At 62.9% G+C, this 26758-nt stretch carries 33 protein-coding genes and 1 tRNA gene; 18 read left to right on the forward strand and 16 right to left on the reverse strand.

All coding sequences use genetic code 11. The features are described 5' to 3' along the window. Positions 1-183: 183 nt before the first annotated feature. Positions 184-603 carry a DoxX family membrane protein gene (locus tag BM348_RS03000; RefSeq protein WP_092901756.1) on the forward strand — a complete coding sequence of 140 codons (420 nt, stop codon included), beginning with the start codon at positions 184-186 and terminating at the stop codon, positions 601-603. A gap of 178 nt (positions 604-781) precedes the next feature. Next, entirely contained in the window at positions 782-1393 is a 612-nt protein-coding gene (locus BM348_RS03005) for a GNAT family N-acetyltransferase (RefSeq protein WP_092901759.1), read from the forward strand. A gap of 52 nt (positions 1394-1445) precedes the next feature. Here BM348_RS03005 and BM348_RS03010 read toward each other — a convergent pair whose 3' ends face one another. Together BM348_RS03010 and BM348_RS03015 are read right to left on the reverse strand one after the other, a co-directional pair. After that, the gene (locus BM348_RS03010; RefSeq protein ID WP_092901762.1) at positions 1446-2741 is read right to left on the reverse strand and encodes an RNB domain-containing ribonuclease; all 1296 of its coding nucleotides are present in this window, start codon (positions 2739-2741) and stop codon (positions 1446-1448) included. An 82-nt stretch (positions 2742-2823) separates the two neighbouring features. Then, positions 2824-3114, reverse strand: coding sequence for a DUF7562 family protein (locus BM348_RS03015; protein ID WP_092901765.1), 291 nt, complete (start codon positions 3112-3114; stop codon positions 2824-2826). Positions 3115-3309: 195 nt separating this feature from the next. Here BM348_RS03015 and BM348_RS03020 point away from each other — a divergent pair, with 195 nt between their 5' ends. Next, entirely contained in the window at positions 3310-3789 is a 480-nt protein-coding gene (locus BM348_RS03020) for an RNA-binding protein (protein ID WP_092901768.1), read from the forward strand. 74 nt (positions 3790-3863) lie between these two features. On the opposite strand, the gene BM348_RS03025 is transcribed toward BM348_RS03020, so the two are convergent. Beyond that, positions 3864-4829 carry a transcription initiation factor IIB gene (locus BM348_RS03025; protein WP_050050209.1) on the reverse strand — a complete coding sequence of 322 codons (966 nt, stop codon included), beginning with the start codon at positions 4827-4829 and terminating at the stop codon, positions 3864-3866. 158 nt (positions 4830-4987) lie between these two features. Between BM348_RS03025 and BM348_RS03030 the strand changes: the two genes are divergently transcribed. The 7 genes from BM348_RS03030 to BM348_RS03055 all read left to right on the forward strand — a co-directional run bounded on the left by BM348_RS03030 (position 4988) and on the right by BM348_RS03055 (position 9498). Continuing rightward, entirely contained in the window at positions 4988-5344 is a 357-nt protein-coding gene (locus BM348_RS03030; protein WP_092901770.1) for a cell division protein SepF, read from the forward strand. Positions 5345-5466: 122 nt separating this feature from the next. Then, entirely contained in the window at positions 5467-5640 is a 174-nt protein-coding gene (locus BM348_RS21080) for a hypothetical protein (protein ID WP_175507088.1), read from the forward strand. 224 nt (positions 5641-5864) lie between these two features. Continuing rightward, a complete protein-coding gene (gene citZ, locus BM348_RS03035; protein WP_092901773.1) occupies positions 5865-7013 on the forward strand; it encodes a citrate synthase in 1149 nt (382 codons plus the stop codon). 38 nt (positions 7014-7051) lie between these two features. After that, positions 7052-7588, forward strand: a complete 537-nt coding sequence (locus tag BM348_RS03040; RefSeq protein ID WP_092901776.1) for a gamma-glutamylcyclotransferase family protein — start codon at positions 7052-7054, stop codon at positions 7586-7588. Between the two features lie 266 nt (positions 7589-7854). Further along, entirely contained in the window at positions 7855-9066 is a 1212-nt protein-coding gene (gene ilvA / locus BM348_RS03045) for a threonine ammonia-lyase (protein WP_092901779.1), read from the forward strand. A gap of 70 nt (positions 9067-9136) precedes the next feature. Beyond that, the gene (locus BM348_RS03050) at positions 9137-9355 is read left to right on the forward strand and encodes a hypothetical protein (protein ID WP_092901782.1); all 219 of its coding nucleotides are present in this window, start codon (positions 9137-9139) and stop codon (positions 9353-9355) included. Between the two features lie 62 nt (positions 9356-9417). Beyond that, positions 9418-9498: transfer RNA gene (locus BM348_RS03055), tRNA-Ser, on the forward strand. 288 nt (positions 9499-9786) lie between these two features. Here BM348_RS03055 and BM348_RS03060 read toward each other — a convergent pair. Further along, positions 9787-10041 (reverse strand): hypothetical protein, encoded by a 255-nt coding sequence (locus tag BM348_RS03060; RefSeq protein WP_092901785.1) that lies wholly within the window; start codon positions 10039-10041, stop codon positions 9787-9789. Positions 10042-10528: 487 nt separating this feature from the next. On the opposite strand from BM348_RS03060, the gene BM348_RS03065 reads away from it, so the two are divergent. The 3 genes from BM348_RS03065 (at position 10529) to BM348_RS21085 (ending at position 13382) form a co-directional block, all read left to right on the forward strand. Then, complete coding sequence (locus tag BM348_RS03065; RefSeq protein WP_092901788.1) at positions 10529-11230, forward strand: SOS response-associated peptidase; 702 nt, start codon at positions 10529-10531, stop codon at positions 11228-11230. A gap of 216 nt (positions 11231-11446) precedes the next feature. Beyond that, on the forward strand, positions 11447-13102 hold the full coding sequence (thsB, locus tag BM348_RS03070; RefSeq protein ID WP_092901791.1) for a thermosome subunit beta: 1656 nt from the start codon (positions 11447-11449) through the stop codon (positions 13100-13102). 139 nt (positions 13103-13241) lie between these two features. Continuing rightward, positions 13242-13382: a hypothetical protein gene (locus BM348_RS21085; protein WP_175507089.1), complete on the forward strand. Its 141-nt coding sequence runs from the start codon at positions 13242-13244 to the stop codon at positions 13380-13382. Between the two features lie 136 nt (positions 13383-13518). Here BM348_RS21085 and lrp read toward each other — a convergent pair whose 3' ends face one another. Continuing rightward, positions 13519-13983, reverse strand: coding sequence for an HTH-type transcriptional regulator Lrp (gene lrp / locus BM348_RS03075; RefSeq protein WP_050051273.1), 465 nt, complete (start codon positions 13981-13983; stop codon positions 13519-13521). Positions 13984-14109: 126 nt separating this feature from the next. On the opposite strand from lrp, the gene glnA reads away from it, so the two are divergent. Beyond that, complete coding sequence (gene glnA / locus BM348_RS03080; protein WP_092901794.1) at positions 14110-15465, forward strand: type I glutamate--ammonia ligase; 1356 nt, start codon at positions 14110-14112, stop codon at positions 15463-15465. Positions 15466-15635: 170 nt separating this feature from the next. On the opposite strand, the gene BM348_RS03085 is transcribed toward glnA, so the two are convergent. Then, positions 15636-16907 carry a YihY/virulence factor BrkB family protein gene (locus BM348_RS03085; protein ID WP_092901797.1) on the reverse strand — a complete coding sequence of 424 codons (1272 nt, stop codon included), beginning with the start codon at positions 16905-16907 and terminating at the stop codon, positions 15636-15638. 101 nt (positions 16908-17008) lie between these two features. Between BM348_RS03085 and BM348_RS03090 the strand changes: the two genes are divergently transcribed. Continuing rightward, positions 17009-17209: a hypothetical protein gene (locus BM348_RS03090; protein ID WP_092901800.1), complete on the forward strand. Its 201-nt coding sequence runs from the start codon at positions 17009-17011 to the stop codon at positions 17207-17209. 53 nt (positions 17210-17262) lie between these two features. On the opposite strand, the gene BM348_RS03095 is transcribed toward BM348_RS03090, so the two are convergent. Next, positions 17263-18381, reverse strand: coding sequence for a tRNA (guanine(26)-N(2))-dimethyltransferase (locus tag BM348_RS03095; protein ID WP_092901803.1), 1119 nt, complete (start codon positions 18379-18381; stop codon positions 17263-17265). A gap of 88 nt (positions 18382-18469) precedes the next feature. Continuing rightward, a complete protein-coding gene (locus BM348_RS03100; protein WP_092901806.1) occupies positions 18470-18916 on the reverse strand; it encodes a DUF2391 family protein in 447 nt (148 codons plus the stop codon). Positions 18917-19061: 145 nt separating this feature from the next. Between BM348_RS03100 and BM348_RS03105 the strand changes: the two genes are divergently transcribed. Next, positions 19062-19418 (forward strand): hypothetical protein, encoded by a 357-nt coding sequence (locus BM348_RS03105; RefSeq protein WP_092901809.1) that lies wholly within the window; start codon positions 19062-19064, stop codon positions 19416-19418. A gap of 39 nt (positions 19419-19457) precedes the next feature. On the opposite strand, the gene BM348_RS03110 is transcribed toward BM348_RS03105, so the two are convergent. The 5 genes from BM348_RS03110 to BM348_RS03130 all read right to left on the reverse strand — a co-directional run bounded on the left by BM348_RS03110 (position 19458) and on the right by BM348_RS03130 (position 23836). Next, entirely contained in the window at positions 19458-20657 is a 1200-nt protein-coding gene (locus BM348_RS03110; protein ID WP_092901812.1) for a Cdc6/Cdc18 family protein, read from the reverse strand. Positions 20658-21563: 906 nt separating this feature from the next. Continuing rightward, positions 21564-22226 (reverse strand): imidazole glycerol phosphate synthase subunit HisH, encoded by a 663-nt coding sequence (gene hisH, locus BM348_RS03115; RefSeq protein WP_092901815.1) that lies wholly within the window; start codon positions 22224-22226, stop codon positions 21564-21566. Positions 22227-22376: 150 nt separating this feature from the next. Continuing rightward, positions 22377-22976 (reverse strand): uracil-DNA glycosylase, encoded by a 600-nt coding sequence (locus BM348_RS03120; protein ID WP_092901818.1) that lies wholly within the window; start codon positions 22974-22976, stop codon positions 22377-22379. Between the two features lie 117 nt (positions 22977-23093). Next, positions 23094-23654, reverse strand: coding sequence for an endonuclease dU (locus BM348_RS03125; protein ID WP_092901820.1), 561 nt, complete (start codon positions 23652-23654; stop codon positions 23094-23096). Then, positions 23654-23836, reverse strand: a complete 183-nt coding sequence (locus BM348_RS03130) for a DUF5786 family protein (protein WP_049953451.1) — start codon at positions 23834-23836, stop codon at positions 23654-23656. The genes BM348_RS03125 and BM348_RS03130 overlap by 1 nt, the downstream gene beginning before the upstream one ends. A 109-nt stretch (positions 23837-23945) precedes the next feature. On the opposite strand from BM348_RS03130, the gene BM348_RS03135 reads away from it, so the two are divergent. After that, positions 23946-24563, forward strand: coding sequence for an MBL fold metallo-hydrolase (locus tag BM348_RS03135; protein ID WP_092901823.1), 618 nt, complete (start codon positions 23946-23948; stop codon positions 24561-24563). Between the two features lie 87 nt (positions 24564-24650). On the opposite strand, the gene BM348_RS03140 is transcribed toward BM348_RS03135, so the two are convergent. Continuing rightward, positions 24651-24800 carry a 50S ribosomal protein L40e gene (locus BM348_RS03140; protein WP_092901826.1) on the reverse strand — a complete coding sequence of 50 codons (150 nt, stop codon included), beginning with the start codon at positions 24798-24800 and terminating at the stop codon, positions 24651-24653. An 85-nt stretch (positions 24801-24885) separates the two neighbouring features. After that, complete coding sequence (locus BM348_RS03145) at positions 24886-25386, reverse strand: DUF367 family protein (RefSeq protein ID WP_092901829.1); 501 nt, start codon at positions 25384-25386, stop codon at positions 24886-24888. Between the two features lie 132 nt (positions 25387-25518). On the opposite strand from BM348_RS03145, the gene BM348_RS03150 reads away from it, so the two are divergent. Further along, positions 25519-25848 carry a nuclear transport factor 2 family protein gene (locus BM348_RS03150; RefSeq protein ID WP_092901832.1) on the forward strand — a complete coding sequence of 110 codons (330 nt, stop codon included), beginning with the start codon at positions 25519-25521 and terminating at the stop codon, positions 25846-25848. Between the two features lie 147 nt (positions 25849-25995). Here the strand turns inward: BM348_RS03150 and BM348_RS03155 are convergent, their stop codons facing one another. After that, complete coding sequence (locus BM348_RS03155; RefSeq protein WP_092901835.1) at positions 25996-26715, reverse strand: methyltransferase domain-containing protein; 720 nt, start codon at positions 26713-26715, stop codon at positions 25996-25998. Positions 26716-26758: the final 43 nt, after the last annotated feature.

Consider the following 26758-nt stretch of genomic DNA (forward strand, 5'->3'; position numbering starts at 1 on the left):
AGCGACACCCCTCTCAGTCATCGGGTGTTCCAGTAACACAGGGGATACCAGATAACCGTATCATCAGGAAGAATATATGTCTGTGCGGGGCCGAACCTGGTACCGTATGCAACGACTGTACGATCGGAGAGATGAACTGGCGAATTCGAACGAGCGCGTCGGGAAATCGCGGGTGAGCAACTGATGGTACTCGAGAACGGCCCCGGCGCCGAACTGCTGTTGGCGGGTCGGATCCTGTTCGGGCTGGTCATCGCATTTACCGGTCTCAATCACTTCCTCGACATGGAGGGCATGATCGGTTACGCCGAAGCGAAGGGCGTCCCGGCGGCGTCGCTCGCGATTCCGCTCTCGGGTGCGGTGTTGCTCTTGGGCGGCCTGGGCATCGTGCTTGGCGTCTTCCCGGTGCTGGCCGCGGCGGCGCTCGTCGCGTTCTTCGTCGTCGTCACGCCGAAGATGCACGACTTCTGGAACGTCCCCGAAGAGCAGAAAGAAGGCGAGATCAACAGCTTCCTGAAAAACGTCGGCCTGCTCGGCGCATCGTTGGTCTTTCTCGCGCTCGGCGTCTCCTCGTGGCCGTACGCGATGAACTTGAGTCTCTTCTAGGATCGCTCTCAGCTGACCGGCCGCTACCGCGACCTAAGCCGCTCGAGTACTCGAAGTGACGGTTCCGACTCGGGGAGACCGACCGCCGATCTGAGTCGCCGCGCGGCGTTACGATACTGACAACGCACTACGAACCACCCTAACTTGTTTATCAGTTGCTGACATCAGTCGAGTCGATATGCCTCGAATTCGATCGGCGACGCTCGAGGATGTTCGGGCGATCAGCAGGATCGCCCGGCGGAGTTGGCACGCGGCCTACGACGATATCCTCGGTCCCGAGACGGTCGAAAAATTGACTGACAGGTGGTACGCGATTGAGGCCCTCGAAGAGAGTCTCGAGCAAACGGCGGAGAGAGATACTGGCGCGTTTCTGGTCGCCGACAGCGAGTTCGCCGCGGACGACAAGGCCGCCGACACGGCGCCGACTCTATCCAACGAGGCCCGATCGGCGTCCGTCGTCGGGTTCGTCCAGGGGACGGCTGCAGCCAACTCGAGTGAACCGCCGGAAAATTCACGGCGAGTCGCGGTGCTCAACCGGATCTACGTCGATCCCGACTCGTGGGACGACGGCGTCGGTTCGGCGCTGGTTACGGCGCTCGAGGAAACGCTCGACGACTCGTTCGAAACGCTCCGAGTACACGTTCTCGCCGGCAACGATGTCGGCATCTCGTTCTACGAATCGACCGGCTTCGAACGCGTCGAAACCCGGATCACCGACCTCGAGGCGGAAATAGACGAGACGGAGATCGACGCGCCGCTCGAGGAACACGTCTACGAGAAGCCGCTGTAGTCCCGACGAAGCGACGCGTTCGGAACTAGGCTTGTCTTTTCGCTGTCGGCGATTACAGCGTGTTTTCGGCGTCGCCCTCGACGACCTCGATGCCGCGGTTGTTGACCGCCGTCGGATCGAGACCGACTTCCTGTAGGAACGTCTTGTACTCGCGTTCGCACTGTTCGGCGTCCTTCTGCCTGTCGCTGGCCCGATCGCAGAGCGCGACGAGGTTCTCCGGCACGTCGTTCTGGTAGACGATCCAGTGGTTGATCAGGTCCGATAGCCGCCGGATGGGGCTCGTGAAGTGGCCGTAGATCTCGAAGTTCAGCGCGTGGTGCCCGCCGAAGGGATCGTTCATGTATCGTGCGCGCGGCATGACTTTCATCACGGCCCACTGAATCTTATCGAGCTGGCGACCCGGCGCGTCCTCGAGCGTGGCGTTGACCGCCATCCGCGGGTCGTCCCACTTGTCGCCGGGGATCGAAACGCCGTCCAAGTCCTGGATCTCTTGCAGCGCCTTCGACCACTCGTCGGGGCTCGGCTGCGGGTGAACCCGATACATCGCCTCGACGCCGCGAGACCACATGAGTTCGTGCGTGACGGCCTTGTTCGCCTTCAGCATGCACTCCTCGATGATGGTGTGTGCGCGGTCGCGAGCGGGGTTCAACACGAGCGAGCCGTCTTCCTTGCGGATCTCGTGCATCCTATCGGCGAGTTCGTGGACTAGCACGTTCTCCTCGTGCAGCGGCGCGTCGGGATCCTCGAGTCGGTTTTCGGCCTGCGAGTAGGTGAGCCGTTCGTCGGATTCGATCACCGATTTGTAGATATCGATCGTCTCGTAGGAGAGGTTCTCCTTGTCGAGGTGCATCTCGACGGTGTGGGCGAATCGCTCCTCGTTCGGGACCAGCGAGCAGACCGACTCCGCCAGTACCGGCGGCAGCATGTGGATGGTGTATCCCGGCAGGTAGACCGTGTTCCCCCGCTCGACGGCCTCGTCCCACATCGCCGTCTCCGGGTTGACGTAATGGGTGACGTCGGCGATGTGGACCCAGAGGACGTACTCCTCTTCGCGCTCTTCGACCGAGATCGCGTCGTCGAAGTCCTGGGCGTCGATCGGATCGGTCGTCCAGGTCGTCAGGTCGCGCAGATCTCGGCGGTCGTCGATCTCCTCGTCGATCTCGCCCTGTACGTCTCCGGACAGTTCCTCGGCCTCCTCGAGGACCGCCGGCGGAAACTCGTCGCGGATCTCGAACTTCTCGAATAACTCCTCGCGTTTGTTCTCGAGGTGACGGGCGAGTTCCTCGGAAATCTCGACCGGGCCCTGCCCTTCGGCCGTGCCTGCGTCGGCCTGTGTCTCGTCGCTCATACCGGTGGGTACGGACGTATCCCTGAAAGCCGTGTCGGGATGGTATCCGCTTCGGCCGACGGACGCTCGCGACCGGACTCGCTCACCGCTCCTCGAGCGGACCGTACCGATCCTCGACGGTCGCGACGTAGCGCGACAGGAACTCGAGCCGCGAGCACTCACCGGCGTCGATTTCGACGAGCAACTCCTCGAGTTCGGTCCGGGCGTGGTGACAGAGCTCGTCGTGACAGGACCGACAGAAGTGCTCGAACTCCTTGCCCTCGCGCTCCCAGCGATTGCCGTACTTGTCGTACTCTCGAGCCAGCTCGCGGTCGGTGTGCGTACCGCAGGCGACGCACGTCACCGTCTCGGATTCGGTCCTGGCGGGCCACATACGAACTGGATTGGAGTGTGCACACTTAGCGATTGTCACACCCGTCGGCGACGACGAGTGTCCGCTCGAGCGGACACACCACCGGTACGAACGGGCCGCCCGGCTGTCTCCGGCGAGCGCCTCGCCGAATCTGCCCAACGTACGTCCGTGGCCGAGAACGGTCGTTTTATACGCGAACCGCCCGTTCGCTCGAGCATGGAGGTCAAATCTCGACACCATCTCCGCAGCGACGTCGTTTCGGATCTCGAGACGACGCTTGCCGACCAGCTCGGCGTCGAACTCGACGGCGACGCCTACGAACGCGTCGAGTTCGAAGCGGTCGACTGGGAGGTCATCCTCGTCGACGGCGAGCCCCAGATCGCGTACTTCGACGACGAGCCGTTTCTCACCGTCCGTGGTGCGAACGCGTACGAACCCGAGAAGCGACTCGTCACCGTCGACTCCGGTGCCATCTCGTTCGTCAGCGACGGCGCTGATATCATGCGTCCCGGCATCACCGAGGCCTCGGGTGACATCACCGGCGGCGACCTGGTCGTCATCGCAGAGGAGTCCCACGGGAAGGTACTCGCCGTCGGTCGAGCACGCGTCGACGGCACCCAGATGGTCGGCGACGAGGGGAAAGTCGTCGACTCGCTCCATCACGTCGGCGACGATCTCTACGAATTCGCGGGCTGACTCGCCCCACTCGCTCTGTTCGGAGGAGAAACGGCCGATTCGGCTCGAGACGTCCCACACCGTCGGCTCGCGGATTAGTGGTGGATACCCATCGCTTCGATCTGTTCTTGGTACCGGTTTCGGATCGTCACTTCGGTGACCTGTGCGACGTCTGCGACCTCGCGCTGGGTCTTCTTCTCGTTGCACAGCAGCGAACTAGCGTAAATCGCGGCGGCTGCGTAACCGGTCGGCGACTTGCCCGACAGGAGCCCCTTCTCGGTCGTGGTGTCGATGATCTCGTTCGCCTTCCCCTGGACTTCCTCGGATAGCTCGAGTTCCGAGCAAAACCGCGGCACGTACTTTTTTGGATTGACCGGCTCCATCTTCAGCGAGAGTTCCTGTGCGACGTAGCGGTAGGTCCGGCCGATCTCCTTGCGATCGACCCGGGAGACGGCAGCGACCTCCTCGAGCGAGCGGGGGATTCCCTCCATGCGACAGGCCGCGTACAGCGTACTGGTCGCGACGCCCTCGATCGAGCGCCCGCGGATGAGGTTCTCGTCGAGCGCCCGCCGGTACATCACGCAGGCGACTTCCCTGACCGAACGCGGGATCGCGAGCGCCGAGGCCATGCGGTCGGTCTCGCTGAGCGCGAACTGGAGGTTTCGCTCGCCGGCGTCTTTGGTCCGGATGCGCTCTTGCCACTTGCGGAGTCGCCGCATCTGACTGCGCTTGTCCGCCGAGAGCGAGCGCCCGTAGGCGTCCTGGTCCTTCCAGTCGATCGAGGTCGTCAGCCCCTTGTCGTGCATCGTCTTCGTCGTGGGCGCGCCGACGCGGGACTTGTTCTGTCGTTCCGAGTGGTTGAACGCGCGCCACTCCGGGCCCCGGTCGATGTTCGTCTCCTCGACGATCAGCCCGCAGTGATCGCAGACGAGTTCGCCCTGGTCGTCGCTGTTGACGAGCGTGCCGGACTCACACTCGTCGCACACCCGTTCGTGATCCGACTCCTGCGCTTGCTGTTCCGATTCGGTCGCGCGCTCGCGCTGACGGGTGGGGCGTTCCATTTCGTCTTGATACTCGCTTCCCGAGGCCTTAACACCTCGCCACCTCGAGCCCGTCGAACGGCGTTCGCGGAATCGGCGACGAGGCGGCGGCGAACGTCTCGCTATCGAGACAGTGTCTGACGTAAGAACTATACTCACGGCGAGGCTGAATTCCGCCAATGGGACTGATGACTAAAATCCTGGGCGGGGAGCAATCCAGATCCGCCGAGGACTACGTCGAGTTGAACCTCGACGACGTGACCGACAACACGACGGAGGCGGCGATGCAAGTACACGTCGCGGAAGTCGACGGACAGGAAGCCGCGATCGACATCAAAGACACCGTCTACGATGGCGACATCGTCATCGCCGACATCACGCGGCTGCGCACGAACGACAAGACGGTCGAACACATCGTCGACGAGCTCCGACAGGTCGCGAACGAAGTCGACGGCGACATCGTCCGGAAGGGCGACGACCAGATCATCATCACGCCGACCGGCGTCAAAATCGGTCGCGAAAAGCTCGGCCGATAACCCCGCGAGTCGCCGGTTACGTCGTCTCCGAGAGCTCGACGACCGCTCGAGACTGCGACCCGATCGACGCGATTTACCGACCGATCGTCAGCTTCTTTCGTTCGGCCGACCGACCGGTCGTCATGGCGACGTTCGATTCGATCCCCGACTATCTCTGGCAGGCTCCCGTCCTCCTGGTCGCGATCCTCGGATACCAGCTCGTCGCTCGAGGCGAGCTCACGCTTTCTATCGCCGTGATCGCGGTCGTCGGTTTCGTCGCGGTCTCGTGGATCGTCGACTCGCTCCGCAGCGAATAGCGGTCCGGTCGACGACCGAAGCCCCAAGGGGTTGGCTCGAGTTCAGATTCTACACGATCGATATTCTTTATAAAAAGAAGGAACTCAATTTATAGTACAATTTTTGAAATTGACGAACTCGCTGTATTTCCTGGTTTACGCTCTGTACCCGCAACATCGCCCGCGTTCGGCCGTCACAACCGACAAACGACAATACTTTTCCATCGGGGTCCGAAACGACAGGTATGGCAGACGACCTCAAGAAAGGGCTGGAGGGAGTGTTGGTCGCAGAGTCAGGACTCAGCTCCATCGACGGTGACGTGGGTCGCCTGGTGTATCGCGGGTACACCATCGAAGACCTCGCACGCGGTGCGAGCTACGAAGAAGTCGCGTACCTGCTCTGGCACGGCACGCTTCCGGACGAGGAGGAGCTCGCGGAGTTCTCCGACGCGATGGCCGCAGAGCGCGACGTAGACGACGCTATCCTCGAGACGATTCGCGCGCTCGTCGAGGCAGACGAGCGACCGATGGCGGCGATGCGAACCGCGGTTTCGATGCTCTCGTCGTCCGAACCCGAACCGGACGCGGACCCGGCGGACCGTGAAGCGTCGCTTCGGAAGGGGCGTCGAATTACGGCGAAGATCCCGACGATCCTCGCTGCGTTCGAGCGGTATCGACAGGGCGAGGAGCCGGTCGACCCCGATCCGAGTCTCGGACTCGCGGCCAATTTCCTCTACATGATGACCGGCGAGGAGCCGGACGAGGTCGCCGCCGAGACGTTCGATCAGGCGCTGATCCTCCACGCCGACCACGGGCTCAACGCCTCGACGTTCACCTCGATGGTCATCGGCTCGACCATGGCCGACATCTACTCCGCCGTCACCGGCGGAATCGGCGCTCTCTCGGGGCCGCTTCACGGCGGTGCGAATCAGGACGTCATGGAAGTCCTCATCGAGATCGACGAGAGCGGTCTCGACCCGCTCGAGTGGGTCGAGCAGGCGACCGAGGACGGGCGGCGCATCCCCGGCTTCGGCCACCGCGTCTACAGCGTCAAGGACCCTCGAGCGAAGATCCTTCAGGAACGCAGCCGCGAACTCGCCGAAACCGGCGACTCGAAGTGGTACGACATCACCACGACGATCGAGGACTACCTCACCGACGAGAAGGGACTCGTCGAGAAGGGCATCGCGCCGAACGTCGACTTCTACTCCGGGTCGGTCTACTACCAACTGGGCATCCCGATCGATATGTACACGCCCATCTTCGCGATGAGCCGCTCGAGCGGTTGGATCGCACACGTTCTCGAGTACCAGGAGGAAAACCGACTCATCCGGCCGCGCGCCCGCTACACCGGCCCGGATGAACGGGAACTCGCTCCACTCGAAGAGCGATAGATCGAGTCGAGAACCGCCGCAGGGACCGGTTTTGAGTGATGTTCGTCTTCGTCTACGGAACGCTCACCGACGCGACTCGAGTCGATGCCGTGCTCGACGAGACGACCCGCGGGTCCAGACCGCCCGAGTACGCGGACCCCGAGTTCGTCGGCGACGCGACGCTCGAGGGGCTCCACCGCGCCGACGGCGCGTATCCGACGCTCGTTCCCGGCGGACGCGTTACCGGGCGAGTGCTCTCGGTCGACGAACGCGATCTCGAGGCGCTCGACGCCTACGAGGGACTCACACGAGGGCTGTACGTGCGAGCGAGGCTGCCGCGAGTCGAGCAGCGCGGTTCGACGGCGACGCCGCCTGCGGACGATTTCGACGTCACGGTGTCCGACGAGCCCGGTGCCGTTCCAGCAGGTGAGCCGACTCTCGAGTCGTCCGTGTGGACGTACGTCGGCGATCCGGATCGGCTCGGGGTCGAACCCGAGCGGGAATCGACGCCCTACTGGCCGGGCTCGGGGCCGTTCGGCGAACGGGTTCGTCGGCGTCTCGAGCGGGATCGAACCGTGGTACTGACCGACGAATGACGATCGTCTGCTCGCCGTCAGACGTCAGTTACAGGTCGCTTCCCGCTTGCGATTCCACTTTCACTTCGGAGGCATGAGATTTATATGTTCCCGGTCCTCCTGTATAGTCGCACGTCACACGCCGTGCATTCCCTGTATTCCCGTAGTGCTGTTCCCTTGTATCAGCACTACCTTCCGACACTGCTCGTGAGCGACGCGTCTCGAGCGATCGGCGAGCGACGACGGCCCACAGCAATCCTTACAGTTCGTCCCGAGTAGTCGATTGTATGCTCTCACTTGAGGCGATTCTCGAGGCACGTCCGCGGGTACGGGAGACGTCGCGGCACACGCCGTGTGAGTACTCGCACACGTTCTCCGCGATGACGGGCGCGGAGATCCACCTGAAACTCGAAAATCAGCAGCGAACGGGGGCGTTCAAGATTCGGGGGGCGACGAACCGAATCGCGACGCTGACAGAGGCCGAGAAAGACGCCGGCGTCGTCACCGCGAGTGCGGGCAATCACGCGCAGGGCGTCGCGCTCGCCGCGACGCGAACGGGCGTCGACTCGAAGATCGTCATGCCCGAAGACGCGCCCATCGCGAAGGTCAAGGCGACGAAAAACTACGGCGCGTCGGTCGTCCTCCACGGCGTCGACTACAGCGAGGCCGCCGAGCGCGCACACGAGATCGAACGCGAGGAGGACAGAACCTACCTCCACGCCTTCGACGACCCGGACGTGATGGCGGGCCAGGGAACGATCGGCCTCGAGATCCTCGAGGATTGCCCCGAGGCCGAGACCGTCGTCGTCCCGATCGGCGGCGGCGGACTGATCAGCGGGATCGCGACGGCGATCAAAGAACAGCGCCCGGACGTGCGCGTTATCGGCGTGCAGGCCGAGGGTGCCTCGAGCGCGGCCAGTTCGCTCGAGAAGGGGGAACTCGTCACGCTCGATTCGGTCGACACCGTCGCGGACGGCATCGCAACGCGCAGCATCGGCGAGCAGACGTTCCCGATCATTCAAGAGCGCGTCGACGAGGTCGTCACGGTCTCGGACGCCCAGATTGCTACAGCGCTGGTACAGCTGCTCGAGCGTTCGAAGACGCTCGTCGAAGGCGCGGGTGCGGTACCGCTCGCCGCCGTGCTCTTCGAACAGTTCGACTACGAGGACGACGAGGTCATCGTCCCCGCGCTCTGTGGGGGCAACATCGACATGAACATGCTCTCGACGGTCATCGTCCGCGGACTGGTCGAAACCGGCCGGTACCTCAAGATCCGAACAGTCCTCGAGGACCGACCCGGCGCGCTCGAGGACCTGCTCGACATCTTCTCGGCCCACCGCGCGAACATCTACGGCATCCAGCACGATCGGACCTCTCGCGACATCAGCATGAGCGACACCGAGGTCGAGATCGACCTCGAGATGCGCGGACACGACCACGTCGCGGAATTCCTCGAGGATCTGCGCTCGGAGGGGTACGAAGTCGACGTGCTGGTGTAGGCTCGCGCGTGGACAGCGCTTGCGCCGGCTTCGGTACGTTTAGGTCGGCTCCGGTACTTCCCTCGAGCGAGTGCACTCACGACGCAAATCCGCCCTCCTCTGGGGTCTGGTCGGTTCGATGGCGTTTCTCGCCGTATTGCAAGGATACACGCTCGCTCGAGAACCGTTGCTTTCGATCACGCAGGCGGTTCTCGTCGCCGCCGTCGTCGGTGGGGTGACGGCAGCGGTCGCCTACGGGCTCGAGTATCGCATCGCCGCGTGGACGGCCCAACGCACGGACGAACGATGACCGCAGGCAGGCGCGGTCACTATCGTAGTCTTTAAACGATCGACCCGGTTAGCTACGGGTGAGCCAGGATGGCCGAACGGTAAGGCGCACGCCTGGAAAGCGTGTTCCCTTTGGGATTCAGGGTTCAAATCCCTGTCCTGGCGTATTCTGTCGCGAACAAACTCGTGAGCGACAGATACCCGAAGAAGGGATTTGAATCAGGGAGGTCGCGCACAGCGAGGGCGCGGTCGCGATGCGACCGCGCTTTCGAACGGCGAAGCCGTGAGCGAGCACGTCCGACCGTGGTTCAAATCCCCGTCTGGTCCCGTTTTTCCACGTATTCTGACGCCTAAAACCGTATCCCTCCAGAATCTAGTAAACAACAGTCTCTGCCCCGTTTTGAGACGACCGTACTGGGGCAGTACACGACAGCGACGTCTCGAAGAACGCGATCAGTCCGGTTGCCAGAACCACGTGACGAGAAAGCCGATAATCATGACTGTGCCAGCGACTGGCTCTAACCAGAACTCAACGGTCGCGTTCGCCGGCATGAGATCCTCGAGAAAGAACTCAATAGCGACTCCGACAAGAAAGATACCAGTACCGAGGGTCCGGTTGGTGGGCCACTGTTCCTGATGTAATTGATAGACGGCGGCGACGGCGGCGATACTAAATGTCCCGATACCGATGATAGTCCCGCTGTCCATATTAGATGGAGATTAGATGACAAACTATATACTTATTGTACTCAGTTCGCAACTGTAGCCTCGAGACTATTCGACTCCTCCCGAGAGTCGACCCGCCGAAGCCGCTCTTTGGGGGGTCCTCGAGCGGGCGTTGTTTTCCGTCTGTGCCGCTCGAGTCGGCGTTACCGCTCGATCTCGAGGGGGGAGTCGGTCGCGATCCAGCAGTCGGGGTCGTCTCGGTCGCGCAGTTCGAGCAGTCCGTCGTCACAGACCACGAGTTCGTATCGGTCGTCCATTGGAATCGTCCGCCGATCCACCGGGATCGAGTATGGTAACGGGGCACCTACCCACGGCTATCGGGACGGTAAGGACCGTGTACCATCGTGGTGCGGGATGAAACTCGAGTGGCGATCGACCGACGGGAGTCGGTGCGAGCGAGCACAGCGGGAGGTTCGACAGTACCCCAATCGATGAAAGGGACTTATCGATGCGTCCCGTAGGAACCGGTATGTGTGGTCGCTACACGCTCTTCGTCGATCAGGACGATCTCGAGGATCGGTTCGACGCCCGGTTCGCCGAGCCGTTCGCGCCGCGGTACAACATGGCACCGGGCCAGCGCCTCCCTGTCATCACGAACGAGGAACCGGAGACGATCCGGTCCCTCGAGTGGGGATTGATTCCGTCCTGGGCCGACGACGATAAAGACGGGCTAATCAACGCTCGTGCGGAGACCGTCGACGAGAAACCGAGTTTTCGCGAGGCTTACGAGCAACGCCGTGCGCTGGTGCTCGCCGACGGGTTCTACGAGTGGACCGAGACCGAAGACGGCGGGAAACAGCCGTATCGAGTCGCGTTCGAAGACGATCGACCGTTCGCGATGGCGGGGCTCTGGGAGCGCTGGGAGCCGGAGACGACCCAGACCGGGCTCGAGTCGTTCGGGGGCGGCGCTGGGAACACCGAGGCCGACGAGGAGGCGGGGCCGCTCGAGACCTTTACGGTCGTCACGACGGAACCGAACGACCTCGTCGGCGAGTTACACCACCGAATGGCGGCGATTCTCGAGCCGACGGTCGAGCGCGACTGGCTGACGGGTGCGGCGTCGACGGCGGCGCTCGAGCCCCACTCGGCGGACGAGATGGTCGCCTATCCGGTTTCGACGGCGGTGAACAGTCCGGCGACCGACGAGGCGTCGCTCATCGAACCGGTGTGATCGCTCCGATCAATAGAATATAAAAGTAGCACGGAACCGACGACGCTCGTTCCTGTGAAGGTACGCTATCATGTGGCATGATTCTCGAGTGAACCGGTCGCAGTGGTGCGATTTTTGGGCACGACCGCGTCCGCGACCGAGCGACCCCTGTCGACACCGAGAGTGAAGATTTATATAGAAGGACAAACATAGAATCAGCTGACTATGAGTCAGCGAATGCAACAGGGACAGCCGATGATCGTAATGAGCGAGGACTCCCAGCGCGTCAAAGACCAGGACGCGCAGGACTACAACATCAGCGCCGCTCGAGCGGTCGCCGAGGCCGTTCGCTCGACGCTCGGTCCGAAGGGAATGGACAAGATGCTCGTCGACTCGATGGGATCGGTCACCATCACGAACGACGGCGTCACCATCCTCAAGGAGATGGACATCGACAACCCGACGGCCGAGATGATCATCGAAGTCGCCGAAACGCAGGAGGACGAAGCCGGCGACGGCACAACGACCGCCGTCGCGATCGCGGGCGAGCTCCTCAAGAACGCAGAGGACCTGCTCGAGCAGGACATCCACCCGACGGCGATCATCAAAGGGTTCCACATGGCCGCAGAGCAGGCTCGAGCGGAGGTCGACGATATCGCCGAAGATATCGACCCCAGCGACGAGGAACTCATCCGCAAAACAGCGGAAACCTCGATGACCGGCAAGGGCGCCGAGGTCAACAAAGAGCACCTCTCGCAGCTCATCGTCGACGCCGTCTCCGGCGTCACCGTGGAAACGAACGACGGCGAGAACGTCGTCGACCTCGAGTTCCTCAACATCGAGACCCAGACTGGCCGAGCCGTCGGCGAGTCCGACCTCCTCGAGGGCGGCATCGTCGACAAGGACCCGGTCCACGACAACATGCCGACCGACGCCGAGGACGCTGATATTCTCCTGCTCAACGAGCCGATCGAAGTCGAGGAGACCGACGTCGACACCGAAGTCTCCGTGACGGATCCGGACCAGCTCCAGAAGTTCCTCGACCGCGAAGAAGAACAGCTCAAGGAGAAGGTCCAGCAGATCGCCGACCTCGGCGCGGACGTCGTCTTCTGTCAGAAGGGTATCGACGACCTCGCACAGCACTACCTCGCCAAAGAGGGTATCCTCGCCGTTCGCCGCGCGAAAAAGAGCGACCTCGAGTTCCTCTCGGAAGTCGTCGACGCGGCCGTCGTCTCGGACCTCGCAAGCGCGAGCACCGAGGACCTCGGCTTCGGCGACGTCACCCGAGACGAGGAAGACGAGCTGTTCTACGTCGAAGGGGAGGACGCCCACGGCGTCACGCTCCTCCTTCGGGGCTCGACCGACCACGTCGTCGACGAACTCGAGCGCGGCGTCAACGACGCGCTCGACGTCGTCGCACAGACCGTCTCCGACGGCCGCGTTCTGGCCGGCGGCGGCGCGATCGAGGTCGAACTCGCCTCGCGTCTGCGCGACTACGCTGACTCGGTCTCCGGACGCGAACAGCTCGCCGTCGAGGCGTTCGCAGACTCCCTCGAGCTCGTCCCGCGCGTGCTTGCGGAGAACGCCGGCCTCGACAGCATCGACACGCTCGTCGACCTCCGTGCGGCCCACGAGGACGGCGACGTTACGGCCGGCCTGAACGTCTTCTCGGGAGACGTCGAGGACACCTTCGACGCCGGTGTCGTCGAGCCAGCCCACGCGAAAGAACAGGCCGTGACCTCCGCGAGCGAGGCCGCGAACCTCGTGCTCAAAATCGACGACATCATCTCCGCCGGCGACCTCTCGACCGACAAGGGCGACGACGAGGGTGGCGCGCCCGGCGGTGCAGGCGGCATGGGCGGCATGGGCGGTGGCATGGGCGGCATGATGTAAACTCGGCTCGAAGCCACATCAACCCGCCAATCGACCGACAGCGAACGACCGACCGTTTCGACGATTTTTTCGAGCGAGCGAATACGGTGACGACCGACCGGTGTGTCGGTTCTTTACTGCTGGACCCCGAACAGAGCGTATGGCCTATCGAACCACGATCGGCTGGTCGCTCGTTTCCTCGGGACTCGTCACGCTCGTGTTGTTCGTCCTCCCCGGCGATTCACTGTGGTGGGGGATCGGACTGCTCGTACTCGGCATACTCGTGTTGTATGTCAGGTGAACATGACACCTCGAGAGCGGGCCCGAACCCGGACTCGAGAGATCGAGAGACGACGCTCCGGGCCACACAGGGAAGATGATCGAGAATCGGCCGTGGATGCCTCGAGTCGCGGGAAAATCGCCACGTCGCAGCTAGACTACTCGTCTTCGCGGACCTCGAGTTCGAACTGTTCGTTCTCCGAGACTGAGTTGAGAACGACGCTCGTGTTCGAGGCTTTGATGTCCGGATCGGTCAGCAGGGCTTTGATCTGCTCGTTCATTCCGTCGGTGTCGACGAACTTGCCGATGGCGATCACGTCGTAGTCGCCGGTGACCTCGTAGACGCTGGTCATCTGCTTGTGGTCGCGGAGGGTTTCGGTGATGTCGGGGAGCGCGTTCCCTTCGACTTTGAGCTGGATGACCGCGGTTACGTCGTAGCCGACCGCATCGTAGTCGACGCGGGGGGTATAGCCGTCGATTACGTCCTGTTCTTCCAGATCCGAGAGGTGATTCGAGACGGTCGTCACGGAGACGTCGAGCTCCTCGGCGAGACTTCGAAGACTCGCCCGGCCGTCGCCGAGCAACGCATTCACCAACTTTGCATCGAGATTTTCGTACGTCATCACATCGACCCACGCACCCATCACATTAGAACTTTACGAATATCCAGTTTCCTCGCAGGAGGAGAAGATTTGCTCGATACAGTAGGGTTTTAGTAGTAGGGATCCTCGGATAGCACGACGAGAAAGATGACAAGCGGAAACATCACATCTACGGAACAGGAGGTATTAGACGAGATCGAAGAGAAGGACGTCGACTTCCTTCGACTCCAGTTCACCGACATCCTCGGAACGGTCAAGAACGTCTCCGTTCCGGCCCGACAGGCCGAGAAAGCGTTCACCGACGGTATTTACTTCGACGGTTCTTCGATCGAAGGCTTCGTTCGAATTCAGGAATCTGACATGCGTCTCGTTCCGGATCCGGACACCTTCGCCGTCCTGCCGTGGAGAAACAGCGAAGAGAGCGCGTCCGCGCGGATGATCTGTGACGTGTACAACACGTCGACGGGCGAGCCGTTCGAGGGCGACCCGCGCTACGTTCTCAAACAGGCCCTAGAGCGCGCATCGGACCTCGGCTATACGGTCAACGCCGCGCCGGAACCGGAGTTCTTCCTGTTCGAAGAGGACGAAGAAGGTCGCGCGACGACGGACACCAACGACGCCGGCGGCTACTTCGACCTCGCACCGAAAGACCTCGCCAGCGACGTGCGCCGCGACATCATCTACGGCCTCGAGGACATGGGCTTCGAGATCGAAGCCAGTCACCACGAAGTCGCAGAGGGTCAACACGAGATCAACTTCGAGTACGAAGACGCCCTCTCGACAGCCGATAACGTCGCCACGTTCCGCACCGTCGTTCGCGCGATCGCGGCCGAACACGACCTGCACGCGACCTTCATGCCCAAGCCGATTCCGAAGATCAACGGCTCGGGCATGCACACGCACCTCTCGCTTTTCACCGAGGATGGCGAGAACGCGTTCCACGACGGCGACGACGAGTTCGACCTCTCGGAGGAAGCCCACGCTTTCACCGCCGGGATCTTAGAGCACGCGCCGGCGATCACGGCCATCTCGAACCCCACGGTCAACAGCTACAAGCGTCTGGTCCCGGGCTACGAAGCGCCAGTTTACATCGCGTGGTCCGACCGCAACCGCTCGGCGCTGATCCGCAAGCCGGCCGCGCGCATCCCGGCGGCCTCGCGTATCGAAGCCCGCTTCCCCGATCCGTCGTGTAACCCGTACCTCGCGCTCGCCGCGCTCATCCACGCCGGCCTCGAGGGCATCGAGAAGGGCCTCGAGTGTCCGGACCCGGTTCGCGAGAACATCTACGACTTCGACGAAGACAAACGCGAAGAGTACGGCATCGAGACGCTCCCGACGAACCTCGGCGAAGCGGTCGACGCGCTCGAGGAAGACGAGATCATTTACAACGCGCTCGGCGACCACATCGCACAGAAGTTCGTCGAGGCCAAGAGTCAGGAGTTCCAGGAGTACCTGGTCGACGTCTCCCAGTGGGAACTCGACCGGTACCTCGAGACGTTCTAAGCCGACGCCGTCGTTTCTGCGCGCCCGCTATTTTCCGCTCTCTTTCTACCGACTCGAGTCACCGCGATTCGAAACGCCGACCGTCGAGACAGTACTCGAGGTCGTCCCTCGGAGAAACCTGCGATGCTATTCCCGAAACGCTAACGCGGAGCGAGGAACGCCGACGCGAGTTAGGATCGCCACTCGCCGATGCGATCGCGCAGCCGACCCGGAATCCCGAGCGCCGAGACCCCGGCACCGAAAAGCACCATCAGGACGTAGACGCCGAGCGTCGACGTCCAGACGGTAAACATCGCGAGGATGGCCCAGATCCCATCGAGGAAGTAAAACGCCGCGATCGCCATCGCCGTTCCGTAGAGCAAGACGACGTACGGTCCCCAGCCCACGAAGTGGCCGCTCCGGATCCGGCCTCTGACGTATCGTTTGAGTTCCTCCTCGAGCGAATCGCGCTCGACCGTTCGTCGGTCGACGTCGGCTTCGAAGGACTCGAGGCGATCGCGAAGCCGTTCGATCTCTTCTCTGAGCGCCGCCGGATCGTCGGCTCTGTCCCGCGTCTGGGCGCTCGTGCGGTCGTCCGATCGGTCTCCGTCGGCACCCGTAGCGTCGTCGGTCATCGCTTCTGTCGAAACCTGTCGCACGCCGGGACTTTGTAGCTGCCGATCCGTATCACGACCCGCGAGCACGGCGTTGACGACAGCGCCGAAGACGACGACGATCGAGCCGACGTACAGCCAGACGAGAACTAACAAGACCGCGCCGAGCGCGCCGTAGATAGCGTACTCGTCCACGAAGTCCGCGTAGACCGAAAAGATCCGACTCAGCAGAAACCAGCCGACCGAGGCGACGACAGTTCCGGGGATCGCTTCGCGGAGATCGACGTCGACTCCCGGGAAGACGACGAACATCGGCAAGAACGCGGCGAACAGGCCCGCCAGAACCAGCACGGGACCGATCAACGCGCCACCGACGATCGGGACAAACGCGAGGACGATCTCGGCGACCGTGATGCCGATAAGTCCCCCCATAACGGCGGCGCTGACGATTAACACGTCCCAGAACGTATCGACGAGCGACTTCGAGGACGCGGTACCGTACACCTCTGAGAACGCTCGATCGAGGCCGCGAAAGACCCGACTCGAGCCCCAGAGGAGTCCGAGCGCGCCGACGACGGTCGCGCTCTGTCGTCCGGTCTCGTCGGTGATCGTCTCCGCGAGGAGCCGCTGTGCGGGTGGCGTGAGCACGTCGTCCGCGGCCGTCGTTACGTATCCCGCGAGCTGTTGGCCGCCGATCGTCGCCGCCACCCCGAGCGCGAGCAACATCAGCGGGACGAGCGAAACGAACGCGTAGTAGGCAACGCCGGCAGCTAACAGCGTTAACTGCTCGGTCCGGGCGAGGAAGACGGCGCGCCGTCCCACCTCGAGGAGCCGTCTGTGGTCGATCACGCTCTCCTAGTCGCGACCGAGCGGCAAATATCGGAACCCCCCGATTCGGTAGACGATCAGGAAGACACACCGTTTTGTGGGTGGCACTCGAGTCGGTCCCCATGAACGACGTTCGGTGTCCGGACTGTGCCGTAACGATGGAGGAGACGACGGTTCGATCCAAGGACGGCTTTTCGCTCACCATGAACACAGGCAAGCGAAGCGGCCTGCTGGGGAAACTCGGCGTCGGATCGACGACCGGCGTCGACGCCGTCTGCTGTCCGGAGTGTGGACTCGTTCGATTCTACGCCGATCTCGAGTGAGCGAACGGATCGGCCGGAAATCGTCCCGGTCGGCGTGAGCCACTCTGGACCGACTACTCGCGGAGGTCTGCGGCGGTCGCGTCGAAAATCTCCTCGACGGTCGCGTCGGATTTGAACGTCGTCCCGCCGTAGTGGGTTCTGGAGGTTCGATGGCCCGCTTCCTTGAGGGCGTCGAGAAAGTCGTCCATCGCGTTCGCGGGAAGCCCCCAGTTCTTACAGAGTTTGTGCTGGTCGTAGTACGTCGGCACCTCGAGTTCGGCCACGAGCGTCTCGAGTAGCTCTCGGGCCGTCTCCGCGGTCTCGAACTCGCCGGTGAGGTGGCCGCGAACCGACTCGAGGAACTCCTCGTCCTGAATCGCGCCGAGCCAGACCGGGCCGGCGACGAGGATCCGCTCGCCGCCGCAGTTCGGACAGCGCTCGAGCGGGTCCGCGATAAGACCTGCTGCCGACTCGCGGTGGAGACAGTCCTCGCAGTGAGAGATGTAACCGAGGTGCTCTATGGCCCCGTCGGCCGCGGACGCTTTGCGGTCGAGCTCGAGGTACGTTCGAACGTAGTGGCTCGTCGCGTGGGTCAGGATCGGCGTGACGCCGACGTCGAAACGAGCGGCGCTTCGGGCGAGCGCCGAGAGGAGGGTTCGAACGCCCATCTCGGTGTGATAGTCGGTGTTTCGCGGCACCGAGCCGTACGACCGGATCCCGCTGTTGAGGTGGGCACCACAAAGCGGTGCTGTGTCGGTCGCGGTGACACAGACGAGGTTGTGACAGTTCGCAAAGGCCGCGTCGGCGAACGGCATCGGCGTCCCGAACGGATCGAGGTCGATCACGTCGAACATCGACTCGTGCATCAGGGCGTTCGCGTTCGCCCGCTCGACGGTCGCCTCGCAGTCGTTTCGTTCGAGGTTCTCCCGGGCGAGCGAGACGGCCTCGGAATCGACGTCACAGCAGGTGACGTCCCAGCCGTCCGTCGCCGCGCGAACGCCGCGAACCCCGCTTGCAGTCATCGCGTCCAGGTACGTCTCCGCCCGAGGCTCCCGCTCTCGAAACGCCCGCAGGGCGGCGATCGTCAGGTCGCGGTTCAACTCCTGGCGCGGGTTGTAAAAGACCGACTCCTCGAACCCGTCCGTCTGTTCGCCGGGAACCTCGAGTTCCGCGGTCCCCTCCGTAACGCGCATACGTCCACTCCGTCGAGCGGGGCGAAAAACGCCGTGGTCTGACTCGAGCAAGTACCGCGTTTCGTCGGCGGGAACCGGCGACGGGACGTTATTTCGAAAAGACGCTGTCTGCCGTCGCCGCGCCGACGACGCTGAAAAGCGAACCGATACTCACGGCTTTGAACGTGATCAGCAACGTCTGGACACTCGTTTGGCCGGACTCGAGGAACGTGTCGGGAGCGTCGAACAGGAGCGCAAGCATCGCCACCGATCCGAACGAGACACACATCAGCGAGATGAATCGGATCGGGATCCCGGCCAGTTCCTGTTCGATCTCCGGATCTCGAGTGGAGTCGGCTTTGTACAGCGTCGCGTAGCCGATGGCGAACACGATCGCCGTCGTAGCCAGTCCCTGAGCGAGGCTCATGTTGCTCGCGAGGTCCCACACCTCCTCGGTCACGACGAACGGCCCCGCTAGCAAAAACCCGCCGACGATCTGTTGAGCGGAGTCGGCGAGTCGAAATTGGGGTGGCCGGTGCGGTCGCCGTATTCTCATACCGACGCTACAGTGTGAGGCGTCAAATATCGACCGACTGGGTCGTCAGGACGGCATCGTCGGTCGTCGGTTGACACACCGACGACCCAACGAACACTGCTGCGACAACCAAACGGATTTTACAGTTCGGAATAGAGGTTCGGTCGTGTCCGATTCGAACTCCGTCGAAGCGTGGGAGGCCCGACTCGAGGAAGCCGGGCGGCTCACGCCGGACATCGTCGAGCAGATCACCAGACTGCACGACGACCGCGGGGTCCAGGCCATCGAGGCAGTCGGCGAGGGTCGGGTGAAAGCCTACCAGGATTTCACCATCGTCGTCGGCTACGACGACGAGTACATCGTCGAGGAGCGTGGCTGTACGTGCAAAGACAGCGAGTACAACCTCGACGACGACGACCCGACCGATCTGTGCTGGCACGCGCTGGCGGTCGCCATCGCCAGACGCGTCGGCCACGTCGAGTATCACGATATGTGGTACTCGGACGTGCGGGAACTGCTTTGAGGGGACGACTCGGAGCTGGCAGCGTCCAGCCGATGGAGCTCAGTCGGACTCGTTACAGGCCGCGATGATAACCTCGGGGTCGTCGATCAGCCGATTTTCCATGTAGTTGCCCTTCCCCTTGCCGGCCCACTTGCGCTCTTGCTCGATGATCGAGAGGAACTCGAGTTCCGAGAGGATGTCCCGCACCCGGCGCAGTTTCAGGTGCTCGGACTGATCGCGATCGCAGAGTCGCTTGTAGAGGTCGTACACCTCGTTGGTCGTCACGGGCGCGTCGTCGCCTTCCTTTTGCTGGGTGAGCAGGGCCATCGCCTCGAGCACCAGCTTCGCGTGGCTCGGGCTCTTAGAGATGAGTTCGGCCAGCCGGCTGGTCTCCTCGCGCTCGTGGGCCTGATCGACGCAGGACTCGGTAACCCGCTCGAGGTCGTTCTCCTCGGCGATCTCGCCCGCGAAGCGCAGGATGTCGATCGCCTTGCGCGCGTCGCCGTGTTCGCGGGCCGCGAGTGCGGCGACGCGGGGGACGACGCCGTCCTCGAGGACGCCCTCGTGGAACGCGTCGGAGCGCGAGTGGAGGATTTCACGGATCTGAGTCGCGTCGTAGGGTGAAAAGACGTACTCGCGCTCGCAGAGACTGGACTTGATGCGCTCGTCCAGCGAGTCCTTGTACCGGACCTTGTTCGAGATACCGATGACGCCGACCGTGCTCTCGGTGAGCTTGCCGGACTCGACGGCCCGGGAGAGCTGCATGAGGATGTCGTCGTCCTCGATCTTGTCGACCTCGTCCAGGATTATCAGCGCGACGTCGTAACGGGTGTCGATGATCTGCCAGAGCCGACGGTAATACTCGGCGGTGCTCAGCCCCGAGTGGGGGATCGAGATGTCCGTCTCCGCCTGATCATTGAGCTGGTGGCCGGCAGACTGGACGGCCTGGGTCTCCGTCGACTCCTGGAGGCAGTCGACGTACGCGACGCCGATCGAGACGTCGTTGCCCGTGGCGCGGTCGACCGCCTGGTTCGTGATGAACTTCGAACAGAGCGATTTGCCGGTTCCCGTCTTCCCGTAGACGAGGACGTTGTTGGGCGTGTTGCCCCGCGTCGCCGGTTTGATCGCGTTCGCGAGGTTCGTCAACTCGTCCTCGCGACCGATGATCCGATCGCCGTCCGGAAGGTGCGACACCTGCAACAGCTCTTTGTTGCGGAAGATCTCGTTTTCGCTCCCGAAGTAATCCGTCGAGCCCGACATTCGGTTGCTCGAGACATTCGCCGGTTACCCCTTAAGCGTTCGGGACCGCAGTTCCGCTGTATACTCGAGATTCGAAGGGTACGAGAACTGAATCGACGCATCTACACCCCTCGGTGCCGCTGTATGGGCTAGAGGGGACCCCGACTTTCCGCTGTATAGGCGAGCTGGGTCGGCGGTCGTCACGAGCAGATCGCGAGTTACGCCACGGCCCCGCGGCGGGACCCCGGAGTGCCGCTGTATGGTGTACGACCACCCCGGAGTGCCGCTGTATCGGTGCCGATCGACGACAGTGTCCCACCCTACGGGCGAATCGGCGGGAGCAGGACGGACACCGTAGTTCCGCTGTATTGGTTGAAAAGAGTTTCTATAGGGAATTAGCGGGCCGTTTTCCACCCCTTGGTGCCGCTGTATGCGGAGACACACACCCCGCGTTGCCGCTGTATGGATCGGTCGTCCCGTCGACTCGAAACTGAGGTCAATGACGTCTGAGACGGTGCTGGAAGCCGCGATAGAGCGAAAAACGAGCCAGAACGGCACCTCGAGTCGACTCGAGCGGACAGACGGTCAATTCCAAGTGACCGTCACGACGTTCAATTTGCTTACTGGACTATCACGAAAGTCACCTATTTAGGAATGTTGGAACCGGTTCAATTGCTAGATCCTGTTGTAGCGCTATCGAAATTCGTATGCAATCCGCTGGCAATCCGTGATAGATCGCTCTCAGGCGTACCGTAGCAACCGACGGTTTTCAGACCTTCTCGAGTGCCTATACAGCGGCAACGCGGGGTGTGTCCCCGTCCCATTCCGCTGAGATATGCAGTCACAAAACGTCTCGAAACTGCTCCGAGGGAAAACCGACTCTTACGTATCCACACAGAGAACCACTACACATCCGCGCAGAGGCCCCTATGCGTCCGCGCAGATCTCAACGAAGTTCCGCAGGATCTGCAGCCCCGTCTCGCCGCTCTTCTCGGGGTGGAACTGCGTTCCGAAGACGGTGCCGTCCTCGTTGGCGACGATAGAGGCGAACTCCCGTTCGTAGTCGGTCGAGGCGACGGTCGCCTCCGCCGCGTCGGGAACGGCGTAGTAGGAGTGGACGAAGTAGGCGTACTCCCCGTCGACGCCCTCGACGAGCGGGTGTTCGCGCTCGACGGAGAGTTCGTTCCAGCCCATGTGAGGGACTTTCTGCCCGTCGTCGAAGCGAACGTTCGTCCCCGGGATCAGGTCCAGCCCTTCGACGGCGGCGTCACCGTCTGTCTCGCCCTCTTCGCTCGAGGTGAGCAGCATCTGCATCCCGAGACAGATCCCGAAGAGCGGTTGGCCGCGCTCGGCGACCGCGAGGAGGTCCTCGCGGATCGAATCCGCGTTCTCGACGCCCTCCCGAAACGCGCCGACGCCTGGGAGGACGACCCCGTCGGCGGCCTCGAAGGCCTCGGGGTCGTCGGTGATCTCGACGGCTGCGCCCGCGCGTTCCAACCCGCGGGTCACGCTTCGGAGGTTCCCGAGCCCGTAGTCGACGACGACCACGGAGGCGAGTTCCTCCTCCGGCGGCGATGGCATCGTGCTCATAGTGTCGACTGGGGTTCGGGACGGCAAGTGCGTTGCCCTTCGAGCAAGTCCCACCCGAAAGTTTCCCTCAGAATCCCACCCCGAAAGTCTCGCTCGAGAAGTCTCACCCCGAAAACCGGCCGGTCGAGGACGATCCGACCGTTGCCGCTCTCAAAACCCGTCAAGTCGCCGCTGGCTGCTGGTACTGCCGTCGGCACCCGCCAGATCCGCGGCCGTCTCGAGGGCGTCCCTGAACGTCTCCTCCTGGCTGCGGTCGTACAGCGTCGCCGCCGGATGCACCGAGAGGACGACCCGTCGCGGCGAGCCGTCGATCCGGATCTCCTCAACGGAGCCCGCCTCGGCGGTGATTCCGACGGAGCGGCCGAGCAGGTGTTCGCTGGGTACCTTCCCGAGCGTGACGAGCACGTCCGGATCCAGCCGCTCGATTTCGGCCTCGAGGTAGCCCCGACAGTTCTCGAGTTCCGTCTTCGTCGGATCGCGGTTCTCGGGCGGTCGACAGCGAACGCAGTTTGTGATCCGAACGTCCTCGCGTTCCAGGCCGACGACGAGCAGAGTGTCGTCGAGTACCGACCCGCTCCGTCCGACGAACGGTTCGCCCTGCTCGTCCTCGTTCGCACCCGGTCCCTCGCCGACGAACAGGATGTCGGCGTCTTCGGGGCCAGTTCCGTTGACGATCTGACTCCGCGAGTCGACCAGTTTCGGACACCGCTCGCAGGCAGTTACCTCGAGTCCGTCTAGCTCCTCGTCCATGGTCGTCGCTTGGACGCCCCCATACTACGTGTTTCGGGTCGCACATGCCGGCCGATCGCACCCGCTAGGTCGGAGTCGTTTCACCGCCGCCCGTCCAACTCACCCCGGTGAATTGATTCACGCGGCGTCGAACCGGTATTCGCGGCCCGCACGCGCGGCCGCTCGTGCCACTCGAATCGGTTCCGGTCGGCCGCCTTCGGGAGTGAACTCGCGAACGATCTCCGCCGCTCGCGAGTGCGAGACACCGACGGCGCGGACGTACACCGTTTCGTCGTCGACCGACACCAGTCGTCGCGTCGGCAGCGATCGGTACCGCTCGAGTCGCTCTGTAAGTTGGTCGCCGGAAAAAGCGTCACTGAGTGCGTCTTCGAGGCCGTCGCTCTCCTCGAACGTGACGGCGAGAACGGATCGGTCGGTTGTTCGTGCGATACGTGAGAGGTTGACGATGTTGTACCACGCGGGGGCGACGGCACCGAGCAGTACCACCTCGACGTCCGGTCGGTCGATCTTTTCGACGACCGATACGATCGCGTCGGTCGCGTCCATCCCGCCGACGGTACACGTCGAAAACGCGATCGTCTCGACGACTCGGTCGGCCTGAACGACCGCACCGGCGAGCGTGCTCTGCTCACCAGCGGCTGATTCTGCGATCCCCAACACCCGCGCCCCGGCTTTCATCAGGCGTCGTCGTCTTCGTCTTTGATCTCCGCGAGGCGGTCGAGTAGTTCGTCGCTCGAGGCGCCGTTTTCGAACTCGAGCGTGCCGTCGTGGTGGCTCTGTTCGGACTCTACCGCGTCGTCGTCGTCAAAATCTGCGTCAACCTCTTGCTGTTCGGATTCGTCGTAGCTTCCGAATCCCATACGGTGTTCCATACGACCCGGGGCATCAAAAGTTTCGTGGGTCATACGACTATCAGCTTTCGGGAAGGTCGACGCCAGTATTATATCGACGGCTCTCAAGAACTCGCCTATGGAGGTACATCACGTCACCGAGGACGCCGAAACGTTCACCTGCAACGCCTTTCTCGTTCGTGGCGATCGGACGACACTTGTCGACGCGGGCGCGTGGGAAGGCGTCGTCGACGCGGTTCGAAGCCACCTCGAGGGCGATTCTCTCGACGATGTCGTCCTGACCCACCAACACGGCGACCACGTCGCGGAACTCGAGGCCGTCTGCGACGCCTTCGATCCCGAGGTGTACGCCTACGCGGCCCACCCGCTTCGGACGCACGAGATCGACGACGGCGACTCCGTCCGAATCGGCGACGAGTCCTTCGAGGTCGTCTACACGCCGGGTCACGCCGACGATCACGTCTCCTTCGTCTCCGAGACGACGCTGTTTTCGGGCGACGTGGTCGTCCACGACGACGGCGCGTTCGACTACGGGAGCTTCGGCCGAACCGACATGGCCGGCCAATCGCGCGAGCGACTCATCGAGAGCCTCGAGGACCTGCTCGGTCGCCTGCCCGACTCCGTCGAACACATGTACGCGGGCCACGGCGGCGTCTTCCACGGCGACGTCACGGACGTGGTCGAGACGGCACTCGAGCGAGCCCAAAAGCGCGAGCCGAAGTACCCCGACGAGTGAGCGAGTAACCTCGAGAATCGTCGGTTCCTCGGCAAAACCAGTCGCTCGAGGATCCGTAGATCGAAATCGCGTGAGAAAATTCGCCGATTATGCCGCGCGCGCTTCTTTGGCTTTCGGGCGGAGCTTCTTGTAACCGCACTTGCGACAGCGGTTCGCCTCTTTCGAGTTGCGAGCGTTACAGCGCATACAGATCTGTTTCTCGAGCATCCGTTTTTCCGCGGCGTCGAAACTGGCCATGTGGGTGGATTGGCCGGTGGCGCATATAATGGCTGCGGTCCGCACTGAGACGTTTCAAGGCGGTCGTCGGGAGCCTCGGGAACTCTCACTCGTCGGCCAGATAGTCCTCCTGCACGGCGACGACCTCCCTCGAGTCCGCGCACTCGGCGTACCGATCCAGCGGCTCCTCGTTGAGCGTCAGGAAGGTCTCGCCCCAGCGGAACGGCTCGAGGAGGTCCGCGGCCGCCTCGCGCTCGCCGAAAATACGGAGTGCGCCAGCGAGCGCTTCGACGGTCGTCAGCTCGAAGGGGCGGCCGTAGTTGACGGGATTTGCGGCGACGAGAAAGGGCAGCGCGCGATGGACGCCGTTCATCGAGAACGACGCCTCCTCGGCAGACTCCCACGAGCAATCGAGTGCGACGAGCGTCCCGAGTCCGTCGGCGGCGTCCGCGGGCGAGAGCGCCTGCTCCGCGTGGGGATTGAGGACGATCCCGTAGGGCACCCGTCGCATCGACCGGTGGAGGATCGCCCGGTCGAACTGCTCGAGGCGACGGGCGGTGCACTTGTCCGGGTCGTCGTCGCCCTCGTAGTAGACGTGACACTCCACACCCGCCGTAGGCGGGGCCGGGAGAAAAACCGTGTGACTCGTCAGTCGGGTCGCCCGAAGCTGGTGACGATGAACCAGACGAACCCGAGACGCCGACGCTTTTCACCCGCCGGGCCGAACCTCGAGGCGACCATGGACGGAGCCGCCCTCGTGAGACGGTATTACGACGCGCTCGACGACCACGAGTACGAGACGCTCGCAGGACTGCTAGACCCGACGTTCGTCCAGCAGCGACCGGATCGAACCTTCGAGAGCCGCGAGGCGTTCGTCGCGTTCATGCGCGAGAAGCGGCCGAATCCCGACACGAGCCACGACCTCGCGGAACTCGTCGTCGACGACGAACGCGGCCGAATCGCCGCTCGAGGGCGCGTCCTCGAGGGCGAGGCGGAACTGTTCGAGTTCGCGGATTTCTTCGAGCTAGCGGACGACTCGATCTGTCGGCTGGAAACGTACAGCCGGTAAAACCCACGTGCGGTGGCGCGCACTCGAGAGCGGGTCGCGATTCGCGACCCGCTCTCGAGTGCGCGCCACCGCACGTGGTTTGAAGGGGGACGCCAGCCGGTTGGCGCGTAACTATCTGAGCTAACGTGATGAAGAACACCGACCTATTCAGGTGCGTGTCAGGGCCGCCCGATAGTGGTATCCGGTATCGCTCCGTCTGATGTCAGACACTTCCCAGCCGGTACCGATCGCTGCCTCTCGCAACCGGGCTGGGCTAACCAACCGGAACAGGAGCGCCTCATCCGCGGCCCCTTCGTACTCGCAGTGAAAGAGTCGGTAGGCGAGCCCTCGCGTGGGATCGTTTCGATAGCCAAATAGCTCATCCGCGTCTGCGTGTTCGGGATCGTGGAAGTCGATAACTGCAGTCGCGTTCGGCTTCGTGATAACGGCGAGATCGCCGAGAAAACGCCTGAGTCCGTGCATCGATCCGGCGAGTTCGACCTGCGTTCCTTTGGCGTGAACCGACGCGAACTGGTTCCGTTCGAAAGAATCCGGGAGCGCGAACATATCCGCTTGCACCGCGTTCTCGACACCCCGGTCCCGCATCGTTTTGACGAGGAGGTCGCTGATTTCGATCGCGACCGTCTCAAACTGCTCTTGCCAGTAGAGCGACTCAGCCCCGACTCCTGCACCCATATCGAGAAGCGGCCCGTTGAGCCAGGAATCGACCCACTGTTGTGCGTCACTCTCGCCGGTCACGGCTCCAAAATAGAACGCTTCGATAGGGTGAACACGAGTTTCAGAGCCATTTCTATCGACGAGCGGTTCGTCCCGTTCGCCGAGGTAGTGGTCTCGGATCGCTCGTCCAAATGGATCAGCAGCCACCATGAGTGCTAGCATCCCTCAATTATAATAAACCTATAATGATAGT

Source organism: Halostagnicola kamekurae (assembly GCF_900116205.1).
GTDB lineage: Archaea > Halobacteriota > Halobacteria > Halobacteriales > Natrialbaceae > Halostagnicola > Halostagnicola kamekurae.